Genomic DNA, 23,111 nt, shown 5'->3' on the forward strand with positions numbered 1-23,111 from the left:
TCAAGTATTGTATTGATCAAAAAAATAATTGATCGCAAAGGCTAGGGCTGGGGTCTTATGATAGCTTTCATCTTTGGTAAATGCTAGTGCGCTATCGCGCTTAAGATACAATACCTCTATCTTCTCATCATCAATCCCACCGCCCAATGCTCGCTTGTCCTTCTTGGACACTTTGGCGAAAAATATCGTCTGCCTAGCCCCACTAATCCCAACTGATGTATAAAAAGTCGTGATTTTTTCCAAGCGATTAGGGCTAATCTCATAGCCGCACTCCTCAAAGACTTCTTCTACTGCAATTTCTTCTAAGCTCTTTTTAGACTTATCCACAAGCCCCGCACAAAGCTCATAGATATAGCCATCATTATTGCGCATAAACACCGCTGGGCGAAACTGCTTGACAATCACAAATGCATCAAGATCAACTTCATAAAGCATAATTGATACGCTATCGTGAGAGTGGATAATATCCCAGCTTTTCTCTATCCCATCTTGCTTATAAAATAATCGCATAGGCTTAATGAAGCGAGAATCCTTACAAGAATCCTGCCTCAAATCCGTGATCTTGGGCGTAGGAAGCGGGGAAGAGAGAAAATACTTTTTCATAACTACTCCTTGGCAAAAAGATAAAATGACTGCACACTAAAATCGCTTGCTTGCAAGGCAGCATCTATGGTCTGCTGATAGCCTTGTGCTACGGATAAGAACTCCCTTTTTTCCTTGCCGCTAAGCTCACTTTTGGCTGTGCGGATTCTACCTAGGGGGTTGATTGGCTGATTGAATTTATATACACCAAAGTGCAAATGCGGTCCTGTGCTCATTCCTGTGCTGCCCACTCTGCCGATAATCGTGCCAGATCGCACATACGCACCAGAGCGAGTGTGGATACTCTGCATATGCGCATATAGTGTCTTTAGCCCCCCCTCGTGCGCGATCTCCACTACCTTGCCATAGCCCCCTCGAACTCCAGCGAACACCACCTTGCCACTTGCTGCTGCGCGGATAGGCGTCCCAGCCTTTGCTACATAATCCACACCATAGTGCGGACGCACGATCTTTAAAATAGGGTGCTTTCTGCCGTGAGAAAAGCGCGAAGAAATACGCGTGTATTGCACAGGGACTTCTAGCGTGAAGCCTGCCATTTCCTTGGCATTACTATCGTAGTAATGCCCATTTGTATGTAAAAATACGAAATTTTGCTTTTTAGCCGTCTCGATCATACCAGCTTGTATATTTGGTATCCCAAAGGGCTTGCCTAGCCGATAATCGCGCTCAAACACAATCGCTAGCCGATCGCCTGCGTGCATTGTGCGTGAAGCCACGCTTTTTTTGTAAATATTAGAAAACTCCGAAGCAAGCAGGACATCTGTGGTGGCATTGACAATATCTTGATAGGGGGAGTTTTGCACGGAAATGGCAAGGGTTTGTGATTTAGCAAACGCAATAATAGGGATAAAATCTAGCTTATAGGTGTCTTTAGCTTTATAAATGTGCATTTGCACGCTATCGCTAATGGGGATAAGAGCGTGGAGCAAATCACCAGCATCATTACGCAAAGTATAGTAAGTCGCATTAGCCTTGACTTCAGCGGTAAGCTCTTTATCTTGGGGTGAGAGATTGTAGTAAAGCTTTAAGGGGATAAGATTTTGCTCAAAAAATCCAAGCAGTGTTAAGCCGCTCCCCCAATTTAGCCGCTCCCCAACTGCACCATAGCCCACTTGCACACCACACAAACACACAAAAACTAATGCCGCTAGCCTCTTGCTACAAGCACGAAATAGCCAGACAATACTGCTTTTTTTCATCATCAATGCCAAATAAACCATTAAAATCCTTAAGAAAATAGCCCAAGTATCTTTCACCAAAAGTATCTTTCATCTTGTAGGGATCAATACTGCCAATACCCATATTAAATCCGCAATTATAATAAATTTTTATGAAATCTTGAAATATTTTGTGCTGTATATTATATAATGCCTAGCCTAAACAAGCGCATTTATGGCTGTAAATGCAATCGTGAGATTCTCTACTTTTCTCTATTTTGGGAGTTGGTGTTATGGATATTAAAACTTGGTTATTTCCTACTATTTGTTTCATACTTTTTTGCTATGCGATGGTGTTTGTCGGTATCTTTACTTACCATATCAATCCAAATGTATCGCTGTTTCAAGATGGGCAGCAGAGAAAAGAGACAACAAATGTGGAAAATTTCCAACGCGAAATAAATAAAGCAATAAATAGATAATAAAATGCTAAAATCCTAAGCGCAAAAGGTCGATATCGATCTTATAGAAACTTAAAAGGAGTGAATATGATCGGCTCTATCAACTCAAGTATCATAGCGGCTACTGCCAATACACAAGCCCAAAGAGATGAAGAAAGTAGGATTCTAGCTAGAAAAAGCAAGGACATAGAAGAAGTAGCAGAGCAAAATCGTGTCGCACAAATCAAAGAAGCCATCGAGAACAAAGACTACAAAATCGACCTACGCAAAACTTCAGAAAAAATGGCACTAGATTTGCTTAATGTCTAAAAACCTGTTTGGCTCTCTCTAAGCTACCGCTTAGGTGTGGCAGCAGGCGATAAAGGATTAAGCAATGCTGATTCAATATTTGCAAGGTGCCATACAAGATTTACATACTCTCATATCTTATACTCAGCTTGACATACAAGCCATAAAGCGTGCTGATCACGATGAAATATTCGCACGCAATATCCAAAAAGACGCACTTATAAAAGAATTTGAGATCAAAAGATCACTACTTGATCAAGAAGTGCGCACGCTTATGGAAAAAGACCCCCACAAAAATATGGCAGAAGTCATTGGGCAAGAGGCAGTGGATCTCTTTGGCGTGATGCGAGAATCTCTCAATGAGCTAAAAAGGATCAATAGCGATTATGCGCGTATGGTGTTTGCTGTATCAGAGTTTTTCACCTCTCTTATGGATAGACTCATACCAAAAGATCTGCCAGCCTATGGAGAAAACAGACGCATAAGCACACCAAAGCAAGCAAGCTTCCTGCAAGTCCAAGCATAAAGAGTAAGATATGGGCGGGATCCTCACTTCACTAAACACCTCTTACACAGGCTTGCAAGCCCACCAAGTTATGGTGGATACCACGAGCAACAACATCTCCAATGCAAGCGATGAGTTTTATAGTCGCAAGCGCGTTATCGCCCAGCCTGAAAAGCCACTTGTTATGCACCAAGGGCTTATTATGGGAAGAGGTGTCGATGTCCAAGCCATACGCAGAATCCACGATGATTTTGTGTTTGACCGCTACACTAAGGCTGGATCAGAAACGGCATTTTTCCAAAATAGCTTTGATACTTTGCGAGAAATCTCAGCGCATTTTCCCGATGTAGATGGGGTTGGGATCTTTAATGACCTAAGCACATATTTTAACGCGTGGAAAGATCTCTCCAAAAACCCAAAAGACGCCGCCCAAAAGCAAGTGCTCGCTGAAGCTACACAAGTTTTGACAAGAAATATCCGCGACACACGCCTAAAGCTTGTGAATATCCAACGCCAAGCTAGTGAAAATCTCGAAACACTTGTCAAAGAAGCCAATCGCCTAGGTGGGCAGATCGCCCAGCTCAATCAAAAAATCGGCGAAATGGAAGATGCCAAGCAATACAAGCAAGCAAACGAGCTACGCGATAGGCGCGATGAGTATGAATACCATTTGATCGAAATCATCGGCGGCAAGGTGTTTAAAGGGCATTTAAAGACAGATTCTCAAACCTCGCCCAAAACAGCGGACTTTGATGAAAACTATGTGATGAATGTCGCACAGGGCTTTAATATTGTCGATGGCTATACTTTCCACCCTCTAACTTTGGAGAAAGAAAACAATGCCGAGCATTTAAATCGCGTGTATTATCGCACCTATGATTTTAAAGATGTGGATATTACCGATAAGATGAATGAGGGCAAGGCTGGCTCGCTTATCAATCTCTACAACACCGGCTACAATGGCACAAAAGTCGGGCATATCCAGCGTTATATTGATCTGCTTGATACATTTGCCCAAGGATTTATGGAAGCCACAAACGCCATCTATGCCCAATCTGCCGCCCACTCACTTGTAGGAGCGGAAGTGAGCTTTGAGCGCAATCAAGCCCTAAAGGATTCTGGCTACAACTTCAAAAACGGCTCATTTGATCTCATAGCCTACAACACCAATGGACAAATAGTCGCTAGCAGGAGAATCTACATCGATAATGTAACAACAATGCACGACATCGTGCGCCAAATCAATGCCAACACCGATGACAACAACGACAACAACGACACAAATGATTTTGATGACTTTTTCCACGCGCAGTTTGATCCTGTGGTGAAAAAATTTGTCGTAGAAGCCAATCGCCCTGCAGATGGATTCTATGTGGGTATCAAAGATAATGGCACAAATTTCACAGGGGCAATGGGGATCAACAAATTCCTACAAGGCGATAGTGCCAAGGATATTCACCTACACCGCGACTATGAAAAAGACCCTACTTATATCCGCCCGTGGCTCACCCCTATCAATGGGAATTTCGATGTGGCAAATATGATGCAGCAGCTTCAATATGACAAAGTAGATTTCTACAACAAACGCACCAAAATCAACTCCACAATGAAAATCAGCGAGTTTTATCAATATGCCTCTGGACGCGTAGCCACCGACACAGAAGAAGCGCAGCGCACCCTAGATACAAAAAAGTCTGTCTATGAAGCCACGAAAAAAGAGCATTTATCGATCACGCAAGTAAGTATCGATGAAGAAATGGTGGATCTCATTAAGTTTCAAGGCGGCTATGCAGCAAATGCGAAAGTCATCACAACAATTGATAGAATGATAGAGACACTGCTAGGGATTAAGCAATAGTGGGCTTGTTTAGAGTCCTTGTGTAAGCAATGCGATTGATCGCGCTATTTAGGTAGCCAAGCCCCATACTCGCCTACACACGCGAGCATATCACCCCAAAAGCCAGCCCCCAACCCCCAAAAATCGCCCCTTTAATCAAACCCCCTAGAATCCACTTTTTTATTAGCGGCGTTTTCATTGTCATTGCGAGCGGATTTATCCGCGTGGCAATCCACTGCAGCTTTGTCATCGCGAGCAAGCGCGGTAGCGATTGCGTGGCGATCCACTCTCCCACTAGAATCCACTTTTGCAAAAGTGGATTCTAGGAATAAAGCCTTTTATTGTCAGGAGATTTTGCACTGACCATTTTCGCGCTAGAATCTTGCCTATCATTCAGCCTGATCTTTAGCTGAAGTATTTACAGCAATCACGCACAAAACCTTGCCACAAAACCTTGCAAGAGAGAGTCCAAATAGCTATGATTGCGCTTAGTATTGTGTTTGCACTTTTACTAAATTTATAAAAAATTAAGGTTCGCTATGAAACCAAACCAAACCAAACCAAACCAAACCAAACCAAACCAAACCAAACCAAACCAATCTTTAAGATCACTTATCCAGCTTTTATTTATGCGTTGTTGCTTGTTTTGTATTGTGCGGGTATGGTCGCCTACTCTCGCTACACTTTCAATCTTGATGATATTTGGATGTGGCTTGAAATCTACTATGATATGCCTATTTTTAATGGCTGGGATCCACAAGCTGGGAGATTTTTCCCCTTTGCTTCGCTGGATTTAAATATATTGATGCGATGGACAAAAAGTCCTTATGCATTTTTCACTTTCAATGCGTGTATTGTGCTATGTGTGGGGCTGCTTTTGTGGCAGATTTCGCGCTTGATTTGTGGAGAAGCATACAAATGGCTTAGAGTATTTGCGCTTTTGCTTATTCTCTTTCACCCCGGGTTTGCCACTATAATGCTTGGTATTTGCTATCCAGAGCGGATGCAGATTGTATTTTTGCTGCTATTTGTGTGGGCAAGTATGAAATTTGCTGCAACAAATAAGTCGCGCTATGCTTGGATTGGCTTCATTGCTGCCACCATTGCTTTATATTACAAAGAGCCTACATTTTTATTCATTGGATTTTTTGGTGTGTTTGGCGTTGTGGTGCATTATATACGACATAAACAGCTACATATCTACTACGCATCTTTAGCGTGTAGTGCGTTGCTATATTTTATACTTTATTGTGTGTTAATTATCCCTAATGTTAATGGGTATTATGGTGTGGGCTATGAAAGTCAAAGAGCAATGATTTTGTCATTTATAAGTGGCATTTTTAATCTTGCGACAAATGATATGTTTTTGCTTATACTTCTTCCTATGCTTGTAGCATATAGGATCTATTTGTATGTGCGGTATAGATGTGCGATTCATAGTATTTATGATGGTTTGTTATTTGGCTCTTTGCTTTATGTCTGTGTTTTTATAAAAATGGGGTTTTTTAGAAATTATTATATTTTGCCTATGTATTTTATGGCATTTGGTGGGGTGATATATTTTCTTTTTGTGCAAGGATATTGGAGAAAATTTGTTTTTAAAGCAGCGGGTATTGCTACACTTGTTTTTTACATAACAAATTCTTTGCCTCAAGGTATCACAACATATATAGGTTTAAAGACAGAGGGTATTAAATTTCACAATGCGCTAATGTTTATCGCTCAAGAGGCAAAACATACAGAGCATATCAATCTCTATTTTGATGGTGATGATAATGATAAATGGCGAGATTTTACTTGGTATTGGGGCTATTTTGACATCTATCTAAAGGCTTTTTATGATACTTATAATGTCTCAATCCAGCCGCAAAAAGCACCACAAAGTGGTGATTATATTATGCTTAATCTCAATACAAATAAAATGATAGATTCTAGCTATCTATCTACTATGCGGCAAAAATACACGCTTGTATATGAAAGTGCGTGGTTTGGGCTGCCATACATTGGCTTGAGACCTATAATTAAATACATTTTTTCTAATCAAGTTGAAGAAGTTACACAAGGGTATGAAAATTTCTTTAAGCTTCCTTTGCGTGATTACATATATAAGATTCCATAGATTTTGGCTATCCCTTAGAATCCACTTTTTACATTCAACGCTTTTTTACTTGTCATTGCGAGCGGACAAAGTCCGCGTGGCAATCTATAAACAAAAAAACGCATAAAATACGATAATCACAAAAGTGATTCTAGGGCGTGCGATAAAAGTGGATTCCAGCACCTATGCTAGCTGGGCTTTTACCATCCAGATAGCCTTTTCTAGCTCGGCTAGCTTATCATCACAATATGAAGCAGTTACTCTATCTTCATCTTTGTCAGCAAGCTTTGCTAAGTCTGTAAAATCTTCGTGCAAGTTTTCATAAATTTTTAGCACTTCTTTTAGAATCTCTTTTGAAGTGAAAGTTGTCTTTGTCTCTTCTTTAATCTTAGAGATCTTGATCGCCTCAGCAAGTGTTACCACAGGCGTCCCGCCAAGCTGGATCACACGCTCTGCCAAGTCATCAAACATATCGGCAAAACCATCATAAATCTCCTCCAAAGCTTTGTGAGCTTGCGGGAAATCACTGCCTCTAACATTCCAGTGGAAGTTATGCACTTTCATATATAGCACAATGCTATCAGCCTGAAGCTTTCGCAAACTCTCAACAACCTTATCTGCCTTTTTCTTCTCTTTCATTGCCTACTCCTTAAATATGGGTTGCCCATATTCTACTCTAAATAAAGTAACAATAACTATATATAAATAATTTATTGCCCGATTTCTAGCATCGCGCTGGGGTAGATTCTATATAATACGCATTTTACTTAAGGATTCTTATGGGACTATCGCTCTATGACTTCTATCAAAATCACCAAGCCCTGCTGCACAGCGTGCTGGTGCTTGTGGTTGCGTTTTTGACTACGATTCTTACGCGTTTTATGCCCTTTATCATATTTCGCAAAAAAAGCGCACCAAAATCTATCATCACCCTAGGGGAGATTCTACCTCCAGCGATGATTGGTATGCTGCTTGTCTATTGCTTTGCTTCCACAGATATGGCGCACGCGCCATTTGGGCTTAATGAGCTATGTGGATTTATCTTAACCGCATTGCTTTATCTCATCACTAAAGTTGGCGTGATAGCTGTCATTGGCGGGACACTAGGATATGCTACGATTGTGCAGACACAGATTCTAGATAAGCTCTTTTTGCCTATCTAGCTTAGACGCTCGCTACTTAAACCCTTGCACAAGCGAGCCTATGAGCAGATTAAACCCATCAACCAAGATAAACACCAAAATCTTAAAGGGTAGTGAGATCATTACCGGTGGGACCATCATCATACCCATTGCCATAAGGATCGAGCTTACCACCATATCAATCACCAAAAATGGCAAATACAGCAAAAAGCCTATCATAAATGCCGTTTTTAGCTCACTAATCATAAAGGCAGGGATAGCGATTGTGATAGGCACATCAGCTGTGGTTTGTGGATTAGGCAGCCCCCGAATACGATAAAACAATGCCAAATCTTTCTCGCGCGTGTTTTTTAGCATAAATTTCTTAAAAGGCTCAACCGATCGCTCAAACGCCTCTTCATAGCCGATTTGCTCCTCTACATAGGGCTTCACACCAGCTTGCCACGCTTCTTTGCCAATAGGCTCCATAATAAAAAATGTCAAAACCAACGCCAAAGAGACTAGAATCTGTGTGGGCGGGGATTGCTGCGTGCCAAGTGCGGTGCGCAAAAATGAAAACACAATAATAAGCCGCATAAAGCTCGTCATCACAAGCACCAATGAAGGCGCAAGAATTAGGAGCGTTAAAACGACAACGACATTAAGCGAAGTTACAAGCTGCTTTGGGGTATCTGGTGCGCTTAAAGAGAGATTGACTGTAGGGATAGTAGGCGCAGCACTCACGCCAATCACACACGCCGCAGCAATAAACGCGCAAAGCCCCAACCGCCTAACGCCTAATGCAGCAACATCTCGCATCACTTCTCACTTACTATGCGCATAGTGCCATTTTCATACACGATATAAAGGATCTTTTGGCTATTTGATGTGTAGCTAGGCTTGCCATTTTTATACGCGCGATAATCTTGCGTGAAGCTAATGCGAAACATCTGCCTATGCTCTTCATTGGGATAAGGCACGACACTAATATTGCTAAATCGTATTACTTTTTCTTCACTCTTGGCAAACACTTGCTTTTTATACGAAGCAAAAGCGTTGTATTTCGTCCCATCTGGGCGTGCAAAATCCTTAGAGTAAAAAGACAAATACTTCTCCAAGTCATTTGCGATCCACGCCGCACGCCACACATATAGCTGCGCTAGGAGCAAGGCTAGCTCATCTTTGGTGGGTTTATGGATATTTTGCTCATAAGAAATCAGCAATGCTTCTTTGTAATTCACTATCTTTCCAAAATCGCTTAAGACATTATTCTCAATGGCAATACAGCCCTTTGTATTAAGCTCTTCTCTGTTGCCATCAAGCGGAAGCCCGTGGATCCAGATCCCATATCCTGTTTTCTTCAATGATTTATCGTAGTTGTTTGGATAGTCAGTCGTATAAGCCAGCGGTCCATAGTATGGAGGCAGTCTTGTAAGCTTATCAGTAAAGTCATATACACCAAGAGGCGTGGTCAAATCCCCAGATAAACGCTTATCCCCCTTGCCCTTGCCCACAAGCGCGGGGAGCTCTTTTACAAGCGTTAGCTGCCCCTTTGGCGATATGGTATAGAGAGCTAAATTAGGGATACTTTTATCAGAGACAAAGAGATATTTATAGCCCTCAAAATACCCATAATCTGTATGCCTATCTTGCAAGACACGAAGCCAAAATTCCTTATCTTGCAAGTAGCTATCTAAGATTTGTGTAACCTTCTGCATATCGCCTGTGCGATAAGTTTGCACAATCCTAGCAGTATCTGTATCAAAGCCTTGCAGCACACCAAACCCAAGCAGCATTAGCACAAAGTGCTTAATCCTCATATACTTCCTTCCCATATCACTTACTCATATCGCTACATTGCCTTATTTGCTTTGTTGCAGCTGCAAATTATACCCAAAACTCTTAAGATTATTTGCGTTTTTTGCCCATTGTTTATCGACAATCACCTGCAAACGCAAAAACACCCGCTCGCCCAAAATCCGCTCGATACTCTCCCTAGCAGCCGCGCCTATACGCTTAATGGTGCTGCCATTTTGCCCGATGATAATGCGCTTTTGCGATGGCTTTAGGACATAGATATTGGCATAAATATGCACAATATGCATAGGGGCATTGGTGGTTGCAAAAGTGGATTCTAGGGTAGTGGTAGATTTTTGTGTGGATTGCCACGCCGACAAGTCGGCTCGCAATGACGATAAAAGGGCGTTGCCCCTAGAATCCACTTTTTTACTTTGCGGCTGGTTTTTATTTTCAGCAGATTTTTCACACTTGCCCAGATAATCTTCTTTAAGGATTCTAGGATTTCTAAAGAAACCTGCTTGCGTGCCCCCGCCTTGCACCGCTGTCGCTTGTTTTCTAAAGAAACATCGCCTAGCGGCGAGCGGTATCCCTTGTTTTCTAAAGAAGCTTCGCTTTGCGGTGGGGCTTTTGGAGTTTTTTGGGGATTCTAGGGTAGGAGTTACCTTGTCGGTAATGACTACCCTAGAATCCCCAAAATCTGCGGAATGCTTGCCCAAGACCAAATCCCTCGTGCGAGGCTTATAAAAAAACTCCGTTACAATCACATCACTCTCATAAGGGATCTCATCGCTTAGATTCTCAAAGATACTTTGACGCACCATTTCTTTAGCGATTTCGCGCATTGTATGTGTCGTCATCTCATCTTCATCAAAAAGCGGCGGCGAGTCTGGCAGCAGCTTGGCTATGGATTCTAGCAGCTCGGTAATATTATGTGATTTTTTCACACTTATGGGGATAAGTGCGCTAAATTTATCGCTAAATTTTGCATATTTTTCAAGCACGCCTAGGAGCTTTTTAGGCGGGAGCATATCGGTTTTGTTGATGACAAGGATATGTTTTTTATGTGAGTCATTAGCATAAAATAGCTCTAAAAACTCCTCATACTGCTTTGTATCATCAAAGACTGAAGCCATAAACACGCACACATCGCAATCGCGCATAGTCTTTAGCGCAGCCTCTAGCATAAATTGATTTAAAAGCTTTTCGCGTTTGTGAAGTCCGGGCGTATCCACAAAGATCATCTGGCAAGCGGTGCGATCCTTTGTAGTATAGGGGACAATAAAGCGCATAGTATTGCGCGTGGCATTTGCCTTGTGTGAGATCAGGGCTAAATGCTCGCCTACAAGCAAATTGAGCAAGCTGGATTTGCCGGTATTGGGGCGACCTACAACTCCAACAAACCCCGCTTTTTGTGTTTTGGGCGTTAGGGGCGATTCAGCTTTGCTGGTGGATTCGGCTTTGCGCGATAAATCGGCGATTTCTGCGCGCGCGCTTCGGTTACATACGCCAAGTATGCGCCCTTGCACGCGCTTGAAAAGCCCCGATTTCTCATCGCAAATCCTAGAATCCTTTGCGGACTCGTTTAAATTTTGAGCTTCAATCTTAGAATCGCTAGGGCTTGGTGCGGGCGTTGGCTTTGCCGCCTGCGGGTTGTTTAGATTTTGGGCATTTTGAGTAGAATCCATTTTTCTGCCGCCTGCGGCGTTTGTATCAAACACGCTTTCTGTGTTTTCATTCTGCGGCGTTTTGAGAATTTGAGTGTTTTTCCTAGAATCCTTTGTGTTTTGTTTAGATTTGTTGCTTTTTCTGTCATCGCGAGCCTTGCTCTGCAAGGCGTGGCGATCCATAGCCTTAAACCTAGAATCCACTTTTTGTTTGTGTAAAGCTTGGGTCGCTTCGCTCCCTCGCAATGACACTAAAATCGCTTTACTCCTAGAATCCATTTTTATTCCTTTTAGACTGCTTCCCTAGAATCCACTTTTTGATTATGGATCGCCACGACTTCCTTACGGAAGTCTCGCGATGACAGATAGGGGGACTCATCATCTCACAAAGCCAAATCCCCACAACACTCTCTCATAAAATATACCGCGACATATCAGCACTACTCACCACCAAGCCCAGCTTCTCCTCCACAAGCTCTTTGGTAATCGCCACCTTGCCCCCAGCATACTTCTGCGCATTAAAGCTAATCTCTTCTAGCACGCGCTCTATAATCGTATGTAGCCGCCTAGCACCAATGTCTTCTGTCTTTTGGTTTGCCATATAGGCAAAATGCGCTAACGCACGCAAGGCTTCTTCCTCAAACACCAGCTCCACGCCATCTACACTAAGCAAATGTTGATATTGCGTGATGAGTGAGTTGCGCGTTTTGGTCAAGATCGCATACATCGCTTCTTCACTCAAGCTATCTAGCTCCACGCGGATAGGGAATCGCCCCTGTAATTCTGGGATAAGATCGCTAGGCTTGCTTAAATGAAACGCCCCTGCCGCGACAAAGAGTATATAGTCTGTGCGGAGCGTGCCGTATTTGGTGCTAATCGTGCTGCCCTCGATAATTGGCAGCAAATCGCGCTGCACGCCCTCTTTGCTAGGGTCTAGGCGAGAGTCTTTGGTGCTTGTGGCGATTTTGTCAATCTCATCGATAAACACCACCCCACTCTGCTCTGCTCTGCGCAAGCCATCTGCTTGGATTGCCTCCATATCAAGCACGCTATCACGCGCCTCTTGCACTAGGGCTAGCTTGGCTTCTTTGACACTTAGAGATTTTTTGACCTTCTCTTCGCGCTGTAAGACCTTGATGATAGATTCTTGCACCCTAGCAATATCTGGTGGCATACCATTATCTAGCGATTCTGCTTGCTTGTGGATCTCTACATCGATTTGTAAATGATCTACTTCGCCATTTCGCACCTTTTGGCGCATTTTTTCTAGGCTTTGCTCATAATCGCGCTTTTTCTCATCGCTCACGCCCTTTGGCAGAGCTGGGAGCAGCAGGCGGGCGATTTTATCGATGATATATGCTTGTATGGCTTCTTGGCTTTTTTGCTGGGATTCTTGCTGCACTAAGGCAATAGAGGCATTGACTAGATCGCGTATCATCGACTCTACATCGCGCCCCACAAAGCCCACTTCTGTGTATTTGCTCGCTTCTACTTTGATAAAGGGCAGCCCCATAATTCTCGCCATCCTACGCGCAATCTCGGTTTTGCCCACGCCTGTGGAGCCGATCATTAGGATATTTTTGGGTGTGATTTCTTCTTGCACTTCTTTGGGCAGCTGCATTCTGCGGTAGCGATTGCGCAGTGCCAAGGCTATGGCGCGCTTGGCGTCATCTTGCCCGATGATATATTCATCTAAAAACCCTACAATCTCCGCTGGGCTCATCATTTCTTTGCTTTGTTTTAGCTCCATTATGCAAGCTCCAAAATAGAAATATTTGTATTAGTATAGATACATAGCTCACCTGCTATATGCAACGACTGCGTAACAAGCTCCTTTGGCTCTATGCTAGCGTGCCGATCTAACGCCCTAGCCGCGCTTAGAGCGTAGTTCCCCCCGCTACCAATGGCAGCGATCTTGCCATCTTCTGGCTCTAGCACATCGCCTGTCCCACTTAGGATAAAGAGATTATCCCTATTTAGCACGATCATCATCGCTTCAAGCTTGCGCAAATACTTATCGCTACGCCACTGCTTGGCAAACTCCACCACAGAGCGCATTAAATCCCCCTTCCTCCCCTCTAAAATCCGCTCAAACGACTCAAACAAGCTAAACGCATCTGCCGTGCTTCCTGCAAATCCGCTTAGAATCTGTCCGTTATAAAGCGTGCGGATTTTTTTGGCATTGCCCTTCATCACGCAATTACCAAAGCTCACCTGCCCATCGCCGCCGATGACTGCCACGCGCTTGCCCTGATACTCTCCGCAATACGCAAGTATCGTTGTCGCTTCAAACATTACTTATCCTTGATTCTATGTGCTTATAAGCCAACCAAATGTCTCTAAATAGCCCAAAGCCCTTAAACAAAGCCCGAGATTGTAGCATAAAAAGCCCATAGATTCTAGCGCGGATCTAGCACCAAAGCACCAAAGCCTAGAATCCACAAACACAATGCGTTTATAAAAGTAACATTCACCCAAGAAATGCGAAAAATTACTAAACACATATTGTGTTTTATAGAAAATTTGCTTATAGTGGCTGCGTATATCACCCAAAGGAGTCCAAATGCTAGAATCCACTTTCCACCCAAGCACGCTAGCCCTGCACGCAGGCTATGGGTATGATTCCCAGCGCACTTTAAGCGTGCCGATTTATCAAAGCAGCTCCTTTCGCTTTGATTCAAGCGACCAAGCCGGCAGACGATTTGCCCTAGAGGAGCTAGGCAATATCTACTCGCGCCTAAGCAACCCCACCACCGATGTCCTAGCCAATCGCCTAGCCCAAGTCGATGGCGGAGGGTTTGGTGTCGTTACTGCGAGTGGGGCTAGCGCGCTGTTTTATGCCTTTGTCAATCTCGCCCAAGCAGGCGATAATATCCTCTATGCCAATAAAATCTATGGCGGCACACAGACGCTTCTAGTGCATACACTCAAGCGATTTGGCATAGAGGCTCGCTGCTTTGATGTCGATGATCTAAGCACGCTAGAGCCACTTATCGATAATAACACTAAGGCGATTTTCTTTGAGTCGTTGTCCAATCCGCAGATTTCTATCCCAGATATTTGCGCTATCACCGAGCTTGCCAAGCGACACAAGCTTGCTACCATCTGTGATAACACCATAGCACCGATGATTTTCCGCCCCTTTGACTTTGGGATAGATATTGCCGTGTATAGCTGCACCAAGTATATCAACGGGCACGGCAGCGGACTAGGAGGAGCGATCATTGAAAGAAATGGGCTAAATGAGCTGCTAATAGATAATCCCAGATATAGTGTCTTTAACACCCCTGATCCAAGCTACCACGGCTTAGTCTATGCGAGCCTGCCTTATCCTATCTATGGTATGCGGCTTATCCTAGAGTGGCTACGCAATATCGGGGCTAGTCTATCGCCGCATAATGCGTGGATCCACCTGCAAGGCTTAGAGACTTTGGAGCTGCGATTGCAAAAGCACAGCCAAAACGCCCTAGAAATCGCTACATTCCTAGAATCTCACCCCAAAGTCAAGCAAGTAGAATACCCTGCCCTAGAGTCTAGCCCCTACTATGGGCGATTCAAGCAGTATTTCACAAGCGGCTATGCGAGTGGGCTTTTTAGCTTTGAGCTAGAGAGCTATGAGAAGGCGAAGGCATTGTGCGATAGGCTAAAGCTCTTTTGTATCACGGCAAATATCGGCGACTCTAAATCGCTTGTGATCCACCCAGCTTCCACCACACACTCCCAGCTCTCCCAGAGCGAGCTACTATCAGCGGGGATCTCGCCTGCGTGTGTGCGTGTGTCGGTGGGGTTAGAATCTAGCGCGGATCTAATCAATGACCTAGCGCAGGCTTTGGAGTAGCTTGGTTGGTGGATTCGGCTTTGCGCGATAAATCTTTGATTGCATCGCCGCGCTGCGTCGATAGACACCCAAGTCTTATCTCCTTGCGCGGCTCGCAAAGCAAAGATTTCTCATCGCAAATCCTAGAATCCTGTGCGGAGTTTTTTACATTTTCAGCTTCAAGGTTAGAATCCACTTTTTGCGTTTGTTGGGTGTTTAAAAGTGGATTCTAGGATTGCCAAAAATGCGTAAAATGTGTTTTTCAAACGCAACTAGGCGGCAGGATTTTGCGATGATTTTCTAAAGAAACTTCGTTTTGTGGGTTGTCAAGCGGTGGGCGAAGGGATTTACCTAAGCGGTAATGAGCAAGCCCACCGCGCAGACTCCCGCAAAAGCGCGCAAAAGCCGACGCCCAAACCAAGCAAAGCCAAATCCACCAATAACTAAGGAGCCAAAGATGCCTATCATTATCCCCAAAACCATCCCCGCATTTAGCACCTTGCAGGAGCGGATTTTTGTAATGGACACAGAGCGTGCCACCACGCAAGACATACGCCCACTAGAGATTTTGCTCTGCAATCTTATGCCTACAAAAATCGAGACAGAAAATCAGCTCCTATCCCTCCTAGCAAACTCGCCTTTGCAAGTGCGTATCACACTACTTGCCACGCAGAGCTACATCGGCAAAAACACCCCCCAATCTCACCTAGATAGATTCTACAAATACTTTAGCGAGATTGCACATAAACGCTTTGATGGCGCGATCATCACAGGTGCGCCTATCGAGCATTTGGCGTTTGAAGAAGTGCAGTATTGGGAGGAGCTTAGGGGGATTATGGACTTTTTGCGTGCTAATGTAACAAGCACGATGTATCTGTGCTGGGGGGCTATGGCTGGGCTATATCACTTCCACAAGATTCAAAAGCACGCCCTATCTAGCAAGTGCTTTGGGATCTTTGCCCATAAGCAGTGCGCCACTTCGCCGCTGCTTATGGGGCTAGATGATGAAGTGCTTATGCCTCACTCACGCCATAGCGGCATTGATGAAGGCGCAGTGGCTAGGGCAGATGATCTGTGTGTGCTTTTAGCAGGGGAGCAAAGCGGGGCTACAATGCTTAAAGATAGCAAAGATGTCTTTATCCTAGGGCACCCAGAATACGCCAAAGATACGCTAGATAAAGAATACAAGCGCGATCAAGCAAATGGGCTAAACACGCCAAAGCCCACAGGGTATTACGCGCCAAATGGGGAGATTATGTTTCAGTGGCGATCAAGTGCGAGCGTGATTTTTAGCAATTGGCTAAATCTCGTCTATCAAGACACGCCATTTTTGCTTTAATCTGCTACAATGCACGCTTTTATACCGCACTATCTTTACCACTTTTAAGGAAGCATTATGACTGATCCTTGCTTTGCCATAGTCTTTGGGCTAGATGATAACTACGCCAAATACGCCAGCGTGAGTATGATGAGCATCATCTACTCTATCAACCCCACCGCCCAAAATGCAGAAAAACTCATAGGGGGGGGCAGCTAGATCCTAGTGTAAATGCTGCGCCAGATTTTGGTGCGAGTCTAGAATCTTGCCTAGAATCCACACTAGATTCTAGGCAAGATTTTGCTTTAGATTCTAAGACAGGATCTAGCCCTAGCCCCTATCCCACCTGCCACGCCCCACTTATCCACCGCTTCATTCATCTTGCTCATATCACGCCATTTTACGCAAGCCCAGAATTCTCGTTTGAAAACGCGGATTCTAAGAAAAACGCCAAAAAGGCAAACCCCCTAGAATCCACTTTTGAAAAAGTGGATTCTAGGGTAAATGTGGATTGCCACGATTTTGACAAGTCAAAATCTCGCAATGACGATAAAAACGCCGCTAGCAAAAAAGTGGATTCTAGCAGCAACGCCCTTTCTCCGTCATTGCGAGCTTTGGCGCAAGACAAAGCGCGGCAATCCATAAACAAAACGCCCAAAGCAAGCAGAGATCTCCCCATCCACTTCCACCTCCTAGCCGACTCCCTCTCTCCCTCCACCCTATCACACCTACGCACGCTAGAATCCCACCTAGACACCATCTACCCCACGCAAATCCATATCCACAGCCTTAATCAAGCCGAGTTCAAAGCCCTTAATCCGTGGGGCGAAGCGGGGGCAAATTGGTGCGCGTATTTCCGCTTGAAGCTTGGCAGCGTGCTACCACAAGAGCTTACAAAAGCTCTCTATCTTGATGTTGATACGCTGATTTTGCGCGATATACGAGAGCTTTTTGCCTATGATTTGGGGGAGTGTGCCATAGGTGCGGTGCGAAGCGGGCTAAGCGGAGATAGTATCAAGATCGTCCGTGAGCACAAAATACACGCGCAAAACTACTTCAACTCCGGTGTTTTACTCATCAATCTCCCCAAATGGCGCACCAAAGATCTAGCCCTTATACACACTAAGGAGTATGCGGAGTATGCGGAGTATGCGGATCAAGATTTTTTGAATCTCATTTTTAGAGACTCGGTGTGCTTTTTGCCCTATCACTACAACCTCCAATGGCTTGCACAAAGCAGGATCCACTTTGATAGCTCCCCGCCCCACACGGATACAAATGGCATCGCCTCGTATCCTAGTGCCATAGATTTTAGCGAGTTTGCTAGCGCGCTTATCAATCCCTCTATCGTGCATTTGCTTGGGGGCTATAAGCCTTGGGAGAAGTCAAACTTCCAAAGCAACCCCGCAAAGCCCCCTATCTTTGCGCAAAATCCCTACCACAAGCTCTGGTGGGCTATCGCTAGAGAAAGTCCCTTTGCTAGGCAAATCCACCTAGCCTACTACAAACGCACCGCGCTTATCACTATAGCTGCTTATCTACGGGCTTACGCGCCTTGGGCGTATGCGGGCTTACGCCCGTTTGTGCGCGTGCTAAAGCTCCTAAAATCCGCCCTAAGCTCACCAAACCCACAAAGGACACACAATGCCAAATAGCCTAGATCTCTCCACCCTATCCGCACGCCTTAAACTCCTTAAGCACCCTACTTTCAAGCAACGCTACATATATCGCAATATCGCCAAAGCTACACAGGCATTCCTATGGGCAAACTACAAAGCAAAAATCGCTTCAAACCCCATAAGCGCGATATATCTTGTGCCTTTGCTAATCTTGCGCAAAGCACTCTATATCCTAGAATCCAAAGCCGCTCCCCTACACGCTAAAATCCTATCCTGCCCTATGCCCAAAATCCCCACAAACGCCCAAAAACCTATGGTCTGGGTATTTGTCAAGGCTATTTTGTGGGCTATGCTTGTCCTGCCTTGCTGTGTGTGCAAGAGCCTGCTATGCGCACTGCTAGCCCCGCTTAGTGGCATTATGCGTGCTAGAATCTATGCGCGCTTTTTGCTTGGCAAAGTAGATATGCCCTACTTCGAGCTAGTGCTGACAACGCGCTGCACATTGCGCTGTGAGAGCTGCAACAATCTAATGCAGTATTTTGACTCCAAAACCGCCTACACCTGCACGCTTAGTGGCATACAAAGCACACTTGAAGCTCTGCTTGAGAGAGTGGATTCTATCTATTGGGTGCGGATTATCGGCGGTGAGCCGCTGCTTTTTAAAGATATTGATACAGTGGTGGAAATACTAGATTCTAGTAGCAAGGTAAAGTCCTTTGATATTGTTACAAACGCCACAATTATCCCAAAGCCTAGGCTCTTAGAGGCATTGCAAGCAAGCTCTAAATGCTTTGTGAGTATAAGCGACTACACCAAATCGCCAAACCTATCTGTAAAGCTCCATATACAAAAGCTCCAAGATCTCCTATCAGCGCGCAAAATCCCGCACTCTGTCCTCTGGCAAGAAGCCACAGCCGCGTGGTTTTCTCCCGGGCAAATCTACAAAAGAGGGCGTGATAGGCAGGGCATAGAGGCAAACTTTCGCTCTTGTCTTATGCCGTGTGTGTCGGTGATGAGCCACGAGGGCATACCAAAACTCATAGGGGGGGGGAATCTGTTAAGGATTCGGCTTTTTGGCTAGAAGCAGCGATTTCATCGCCTAGCTCACGCGATAGACCCGAAGTCTTATCTTCCTTGCGCGGCTTGAAAAACGCCGTTTCTAGCTCAAAAATCCTAGAATCCCAAAACAACACTGAAATTACAAACAACCGCGAGCAACTTGAACTAGAATCCACTTTTTCAAAAGTGGATTCTAGGGTAAATGTGGATTGCCACGATTTTGACAAGTCAAAATCTCGCAATGACAACAAAAATGCGATAAGTGAAAAAATGGATTCTAAGGATAACTCCCCCTCTCTGTCATCGCGAGATGATGAAGCTCCCCTTTTGTCATCGCGAGCGAGTGAAGCGAGCGTGGCGATCCATAACACAAACCTAGAATCTAGTTTTGAAAAAGTGGATTCTAGTGTGGATTGCCACGCCGCAGCTCACGCAGTGTCTCGCAATGACAGCAAAAATGCGGATTCTAGCACCGCAAAAAGTGTCGGGGAGATCTTCATCTGTCCTATTGCCAGCTCACTCTCACGCCTAAAAGGGCTAGAAGAATTTAGGGGCGATTTTGTCTCCTTGGATCACGCGTGTGATAAATACACGATCCTTGCCTTTTATGCGCAAGAATTTTTCAAAGCCTGCGACTACTGCCACGATATGGCAGCCCCAAAGACCCCTATCCCCATAGCCGTGCAGACCAAAGCCACCCTAGAGCTCACACGCTAGGAGACTAGGCAGACACCTTGCCCGTGCGATTTCTTTACCCGTGTGTTGTAATAGCCTGCGTTTCTCTTAGCAAAATTTGCAGGCTTTCACTGCTTGCTAGAGCGATTGCAAATCAATGTGCTTATGGGCTAGTAAGATTCTAGTTTATTGCTGCCCCTTATGCTTCTTTTTGGCTTTTGCAGGCTCTAGGTGCGGCGTGAGTGTGATGATGACCTTTCGTAATTGCAAAAGATTATCAATATCCATAATATACCATTCCTTTGCGCCCGGATATGGCGGGGCTTTAGGGTGGTTTGGCAAGATGGATTCTAGGATCTTATGCGGCTTGGCAAAAAGCATATCATCACAGAGCAGAAATATGGGCTTTGGGCTTTGTGGGGCTAGATTGTGCGCAGGTGTCATATCGCTAGGGCTAGAATGTGAGCCTAGAGCCAAGGCAGAGCCAAAATCTTGCACATAGATACAATACTCGCCAAATATCTTGCGACTTGTAAAAACATAGCATCGCTTGAAATCACCAGACTCCAGCAAATCGGCTCGCGTGCTTGCCATAGTAGAATCTGTGTCAAACTCCGCTACGCTAGAATCTAAGCTTGCTTGCAGCTGCTCTAAGCAATATGCTAAAAATTCCTTACTGCTTGCCATTGCGTGCCTTTATGTGGGTGGATTCTATATGAGATTCTTACTAAAATACCTGCTTAAATGATCGGCAAAGAGCGTTACAATAAGCTTATTTTCTACCTGCCTAGCGAGCTTCAAACACGCTTGCAAGCACGCGCCAGATGAGATCCCTACTAGCAGCCCCTCTTCTCTAGCCAAGATTTTTAGCCCTTGATATGCTTCCTCATCGCTAATTTTTTGCACCATATCTATAAAGCTTGTATCCATAGTCTTTGGGATAAAGTTATTGCCAATGCCCTCAATATTCGCACAGCCCTCCTCCCCTCCGCCAATCACAGAGCCGATAGGATCGCATAGCACAGCTTGTATCCTAGAATCCTGCTCTTTTAGGTATTTGGCTATGCCGCTAAAGCTACCGCCACTCCCAGCACCGCAGACAAAGTAATCCAGCACAGGTGCTAAATCCCGCACCCCCTGCATTTGCGTATAAATCTCCTTGCCACTTGTTTCATAATGTGCCTGTGGATTGAGCGGATTTTCAAATTGATGCAAGCTAAAAGAATGCGGAGTAGAATCTAGCAATTCCTTTGCTTTATCAATCGCCCCTTGTATGCCTAGCTCTTTTGGCGTGTTGATGACTTCGGCTCCTAAAGCGCGCATTAGAATCTGCTTTTCAATGGAAAATTTATCCGGCACGACCAAAATCGCCTTGATATTAAAATGCAAGCACACAAAGGCTATGCCTAGCCCCGTATTGCCAGCAGTTGCCTCTATCACCACAGAATCTTTGTGTAGCTTGCCCTGCTTTTTTGCTCTTTGCAAAATATGCAGGGCGACCCTATCTTTCACTCCCCCTGCGGGATTGTAGGATTCAAGTTTTGCAAAAATGCGGTTATTGTTTGGAATCTGTATGCGTGAAAGCTCCACAAGCGGCGTATTACCGATAAGATCAAGACTTGAGTAAAAAAGCATTGCATATCCTTACTTTGAAATATACATCTTTGAAATTTGTAAAAATAGTAAAAAATGTTTTTAATTGTATAACAAATAGCAATGCAATAAAGCAAAACTTAAAACAAACAAGACAGAATCCACTTTCACACGATTTATGCAAACAAACCTACACAATGGCAAAACAGCAAAAATAGCAAACGCCAATCTCCACGATGCAAAGAAAAATAAAAAAGATGAGTTCTACACGCAACTAAGTGCTATAGAAATGAGCCAAAGCACTACAAAGAGCATTTCAAAGATAAATCGTGCATTGCAGCTGCAATGACAGAGAGCATTATGGCTAAAATCCTCGTTTAAATCCGCCTTAGAATCTAGCTTAGATTCTAGGCTTTATGGGCTTGGGCGGGATTAAGCGGATCTAGCCTTGTGCTTGGAGGGCAGTAAGTGCTACTACGCCGACAATATCAAGCGCGCTGCACCCTCTTGAGAGATCATTGATAGGAGCTGCCATACCCTGTGAGATGGGTCCATAGGCTTCAGCTTTAGCAAATCGCTGCACGAGCTTGTAGCCGATATTGCCCGCATCAAGATCGGGGAAAACAAGCACATTTGCCCTGCCTGCGACATTTGAGCCTTTTGCCTTAGAAGCCCCTACGCTTGGGACAATGGCGGCATCAAGCTGCAGCTCGCCATCAATGGCAATATCTGGGGCAAGCTCTTTGGCGATTTTGGTCGCTTCGACAACCTTGCTTACATCATCGTGCTTGGCACTGCCGTAAGTGGAGTGGCTAAGCATAGCGACATAGGGCGTGGCTTTGATGACAGATTGAAAGCTTTTCGCGCTAGAGATAGCGATATGGGCTAGCTCATTTGGCGTGGGGTTTTGGCACAATCCGCAATCAGAAAAGACTAGAATCCCATTTTCCCCGTAAGTGTTATCAGGCATTACCATCACAAAAAAGCTCGATACAATCGCCGCATCTTTTGCCGTGCCTACAATCTGCAATGCCGCACGCAGCACATCAGAAGTCGCGTGGATCGCGCCTGCTACCATACCATCTGCCCGCCCAGATTTCACCAACGCCGCGCCGAAATACAGCTTATCCCCGCGCAAAAGCTCGCGTGCTTTGGTCGCGTCCATCCCCTTGCGCCCACGCAGCTCGACAAAAAGCGCGATAAACTCTTCTAGCAGACTTGATTCTCTAGGGTTTATGAAAGTGGCTTTTTCAAGGTGGGCTAGTGCCTGCTCCTGTGAAATATCTGCTAGCTTTAGCTCTCTTACTTTGGCTAAAATCTCTTCTCTATCGCCTAGCAAAATAATGTCTGCAAAGTCTTCTTTAAGCACCAAAATCGCCGCTTCTATCGTGCGCACATCGCTTGTTTCTGGCAGGACTATGGTCTTTTTGCTCGCTTTTGCCTTTGCTTTGATTTCTTCTATAAAGCTCATTTTCTCTCCTTTGTGTAAGTGGATT

The 23,111-nt window shown here is 44.7% G+C and carries 28 protein-coding genes; 13 read left to right on the forward strand and 15 right to left on the reverse strand.

What is annotated here, in order from left to right; genetic code table 11:
- Positions 1-603, reverse strand: a complete 603-nt coding sequence (locus tag NYG90_RS04365; protein ID WP_115012194.1) for an NUDIX domain-containing protein — start codon at positions 601-603, stop codon at positions 1-3.
- A 2-nt stretch (positions 604-605) separates the two neighbouring features.
- Positions 606-1,823: a peptidoglycan DD-metalloendopeptidase family protein gene (locus NYG90_RS04370; RefSeq protein ID WP_285257063.1), complete on the reverse strand. Its 1,218-nt coding sequence runs from the start codon at positions 1,821-1,823 to the stop codon at positions 606-608.
- A gap of 485 nt (positions 1,824-2,308) precedes the next feature.
- Between NYG90_RS04370 and NYG90_RS04375 the strand changes: the two genes are divergently transcribed.
- From NYG90_RS04375 to flgK, 3 genes are all read left to right on the forward strand, one after another.
- Positions 2,309-2,530: a flagellar biosynthesis anti-sigma factor FlgM gene (locus NYG90_RS04375; protein ID WP_115012196.1), complete on the forward strand. Its 222-nt coding sequence runs from the start codon at positions 2,309-2,311 to the stop codon at positions 2,528-2,530.
- Between the two features lie 64 nt (positions 2,531-2,594).
- Positions 2,595-3,035: a hypothetical protein gene (locus NYG90_RS04380; protein ID WP_115012197.1), complete on the forward strand. Its 441-nt coding sequence runs from the start codon at positions 2,595-2,597 to the stop codon at positions 3,033-3,035.
- Positions 3,036-3,045: 10 nt separating this feature from the next.
- The gene (gene flgK / locus NYG90_RS04385) at positions 3,046-4,872 is read left to right on the forward strand and encodes a flagellar hook-associated protein FlgK (protein ID WP_115012198.1); all 1,827 of its coding nucleotides are present in this window, start codon (positions 3,046-3,048) and stop codon (positions 4,870-4,872) included.
- A gap of 131 nt (positions 4,873-5,003) precedes the next feature.
- On the opposite strand, the gene NYG90_RS04390 is transcribed toward flgK, so the two are convergent.
- Complete coding sequence (locus NYG90_RS04390; RefSeq protein ID WP_258552290.1) at positions 5,004-5,138, reverse strand: hypothetical protein; 135 nt, start codon at positions 5,136-5,138, stop codon at positions 5,004-5,006.
- Positions 5,139-5,512: 374 nt separating this feature from the next.
- Between NYG90_RS04390 and NYG90_RS04395 the strand changes: the two genes are divergently transcribed.
- Positions 5,513-6,970 carry a hypothetical protein gene (locus tag NYG90_RS04395; RefSeq protein WP_285264747.1) on the forward strand — a complete coding sequence of 486 codons (1,458 nt, stop codon included), beginning with the start codon at positions 5,513-5,515 and terminating at the stop codon, positions 6,968-6,970.
- Between the two features lie 162 nt (positions 6,971-7,132).
- Here the strand turns inward: NYG90_RS04395 and NYG90_RS04400 are convergent, their stop codons facing one another.
- Complete coding sequence (locus NYG90_RS04400; RefSeq protein WP_115012201.1) at positions 7,133-7,588, reverse strand: Dps family protein; 456 nt, start codon at positions 7,586-7,588, stop codon at positions 7,133-7,135.
- A 140-nt stretch (positions 7,589-7,728) separates the two neighbouring features.
- On the opposite strand from NYG90_RS04400, the gene NYG90_RS04405 reads away from it, so the two are divergent.
- Positions 7,729-8,112 carry a branched-chain amino acid transporter permease gene (locus tag NYG90_RS04405; RefSeq protein WP_285264748.1) on the forward strand — a complete coding sequence of 128 codons (384 nt, stop codon included), beginning with the start codon at positions 7,729-7,731 and terminating at the stop codon, positions 8,110-8,112.
- A 12-nt stretch (positions 8,113-8,124) separates the two neighbouring features.
- Here the strand turns inward: NYG90_RS04405 and fliP are convergent, their stop codons facing one another.
- The 6 genes from fliP to NYG90_RS04435 form a co-directional block, all read right to left on the reverse strand.
- Positions 8,125-8,889, reverse strand: a complete 765-nt coding sequence (gene fliP / locus NYG90_RS04410) for a flagellar type III secretion system pore protein FliP (RefSeq protein WP_285257066.1) — start codon at positions 8,887-8,889, stop codon at positions 8,125-8,127.
- Positions 8,889-9,890, reverse strand: coding sequence for a L,D-transpeptidase Cds6 family protein (locus NYG90_RS04415; RefSeq protein WP_115012204.1), 1,002 nt, complete (start codon positions 9,888-9,890; stop codon positions 8,889-8,891). The genes fliP and NYG90_RS04415 overlap by 1 nt, the downstream gene beginning before the upstream one ends.
- A 42-nt stretch (positions 9,891-9,932) precedes the next feature.
- Complete coding sequence (gene era, locus NYG90_RS04420) at positions 9,933-11,813, reverse strand: GTPase Era (protein WP_285257067.1); 1,881 nt, start codon at positions 11,811-11,813, stop codon at positions 9,933-9,935.
- A gap of 133 nt (positions 11,814-11,946) precedes the next feature.
- Positions 11,947-13,257 (reverse strand): ATP-dependent protease ATPase subunit HslU, encoded by a 1,311-nt coding sequence (gene hslU, locus NYG90_RS04425; protein WP_285257091.1) that lies wholly within the window; start codon positions 13,255-13,257, stop codon positions 11,947-11,949.
- Between the two features lie 26 nt (positions 13,258-13,283).
- Entirely contained in the window at positions 13,284-13,829 is a 546-nt protein-coding gene (gene hslV, locus NYG90_RS04430; protein ID WP_115012206.1) for an ATP-dependent protease subunit HslV, read from the reverse strand.
- Between the two features lie 15 nt (positions 13,830-13,844).
- Positions 13,845-14,111: a hypothetical protein gene (locus NYG90_RS04435; RefSeq protein ID WP_285257068.1), complete on the reverse strand. Its 267-nt coding sequence runs from the start codon at positions 14,109-14,111 to the stop codon at positions 13,845-13,847.
- On the opposite strand from NYG90_RS04435, the gene NYG90_RS04440 reads away from it, so the two are divergent.
- The gene (locus NYG90_RS04440) at positions 14,098-15,372 is read left to right on the forward strand and encodes an O-acetylhomoserine aminocarboxypropyltransferase/cysteine synthase family protein (RefSeq protein WP_285257069.1); all 1,275 of its coding nucleotides are present in this window, start codon (positions 14,098-14,100) and stop codon (positions 15,370-15,372) included. The genes NYG90_RS04435 and NYG90_RS04440 overlap by 14 nt on opposite strands.
- Here NYG90_RS04440 and NYG90_RS04445 read toward each other — a convergent pair.
- Positions 15,344-15,547 carry a hypothetical protein gene (locus tag NYG90_RS04445; RefSeq protein ID WP_285257070.1) on the reverse strand — a complete coding sequence of 68 codons (204 nt, stop codon included), beginning with the start codon at positions 15,545-15,547 and terminating at the stop codon, positions 15,344-15,346. The genes NYG90_RS04440 and NYG90_RS04445 overlap by 29 nt on opposite strands.
- A gap of 122 nt (positions 15,548-15,669) precedes the next feature.
- Between NYG90_RS04445 and NYG90_RS04450 the strand changes: the two genes are divergently transcribed.
- The 3 genes from NYG90_RS04450 to NYG90_RS04460 are packed head-to-tail and all read left to right on the forward strand — an operon-like array spanning position 15,670 to position 16,888.
- A complete protein-coding gene (locus tag NYG90_RS04450) occupies positions 15,670-15,798 on the forward strand; it encodes a hypothetical protein (RefSeq protein WP_285257071.1) in 129 nt (42 codons plus the stop codon).
- A 10-nt stretch (positions 15,799-15,808) separates the two neighbouring features.
- A complete protein-coding gene (locus NYG90_RS04455; RefSeq protein WP_285257072.1) occupies positions 15,809-16,690 on the forward strand; it encodes a homoserine O-succinyltransferase in 882 nt (293 codons plus the stop codon).
- A gap of 57 nt (positions 16,691-16,747) precedes the next feature.
- Positions 16,748-16,888, forward strand: a complete 141-nt coding sequence (locus NYG90_RS04460; RefSeq protein ID WP_285264749.1) for a hypothetical protein — start codon at positions 16,748-16,750, stop codon at positions 16,886-16,888.
- A 181-nt stretch (positions 16,889-17,069) separates the two neighbouring features.
- On the opposite strand, the gene NYG90_RS04465 is transcribed toward NYG90_RS04460, so the two are convergent.
- Complete coding sequence (locus NYG90_RS04465; RefSeq protein WP_285257074.1) at positions 17,070-17,312, reverse strand: hypothetical protein; 243 nt, start codon at positions 17,310-17,312, stop codon at positions 17,070-17,072.
- On the opposite strand from NYG90_RS04465, the gene NYG90_RS04470 reads away from it, so the two are divergent.
- From NYG90_RS04470 to NYG90_RS04480, 3 genes are read left to right on the forward strand one after another with little or no spacing between them, the layout of a single operon-like run.
- Complete coding sequence (locus NYG90_RS04470) at positions 17,284-18,324, forward strand: glycosyltransferase family 8 protein (protein WP_285264750.1); 1,041 nt, start codon at positions 17,284-17,286, stop codon at positions 18,322-18,324. The genes NYG90_RS04465 and NYG90_RS04470 overlap by 29 nt on opposite strands.
- Positions 18,314-19,369, forward strand: coding sequence for a hypothetical protein (locus NYG90_RS04475; protein ID WP_285264751.1), 1,056 nt, complete (start codon positions 18,314-18,316; stop codon positions 19,367-19,369). The genes NYG90_RS04470 and NYG90_RS04475 overlap by 11 nt, the downstream gene beginning before the upstream one ends.
- Positions 19,276-20,064 (forward strand): hypothetical protein, encoded by a 789-nt coding sequence (locus NYG90_RS04480; protein WP_285264752.1) that lies wholly within the window; start codon positions 19,276-19,278, stop codon positions 20,062-20,064. The genes NYG90_RS04475 and NYG90_RS04480 overlap by 94 nt, the downstream gene beginning before the upstream one ends.
- 144 nt (positions 20,065-20,208) lie before the next feature.
- Here the strand turns inward: NYG90_RS04480 and NYG90_RS04485 are convergent, their stop codons facing one another.
- Together NYG90_RS04485 and NYG90_RS04490 are read right to left on the reverse strand one after the other, a co-directional pair.
- Positions 20,209-20,709 carry a transcriptional regulator gene (locus NYG90_RS04485; protein ID WP_285257078.1) on the reverse strand — a complete coding sequence of 167 codons (501 nt, stop codon included), beginning with the start codon at positions 20,707-20,709 and terminating at the stop codon, positions 20,209-20,211.
- Positions 20,710-20,733: 24 nt separating this feature from the next.
- Positions 20,734-21,657, reverse strand: coding sequence for a PLP-dependent cysteine synthase family protein (locus NYG90_RS04490; protein ID WP_285257079.1), 924 nt, complete (start codon positions 21,655-21,657; stop codon positions 20,734-20,736).
- A 136-nt stretch (positions 21,658-21,793) separates the two neighbouring features.
- On the opposite strand from NYG90_RS04490, the gene NYG90_RS04495 reads away from it, so the two are divergent.
- Entirely contained in the window at positions 21,794-21,964 is a 171-nt protein-coding gene (locus NYG90_RS04495; protein WP_285257080.1) for a hypothetical protein, read from the forward strand.
- Between the two features lie 93 nt (positions 21,965-22,057).
- Here the strand turns inward: NYG90_RS04495 and pta are convergent, their stop codons facing one another.
- Entirely contained in the window at positions 22,058-23,086 is a 1,029-nt protein-coding gene (pta, locus tag NYG90_RS04500) for a phosphate acetyltransferase (RefSeq protein WP_285257081.1), read from the reverse strand.
- Positions 23,087-23,111: the final 25 nt, after the last annotated feature.

It is taken from the genome of Helicobacter zhangjianzhongii (assembly GCF_030249855.1).
GTDB classification, from domain to species: domain Bacteria; phylum Campylobacterota; class Campylobacteria; order Campylobacterales; family Helicobacteraceae; genus Helicobacter_B; species Helicobacter_B zhangjianzhongii.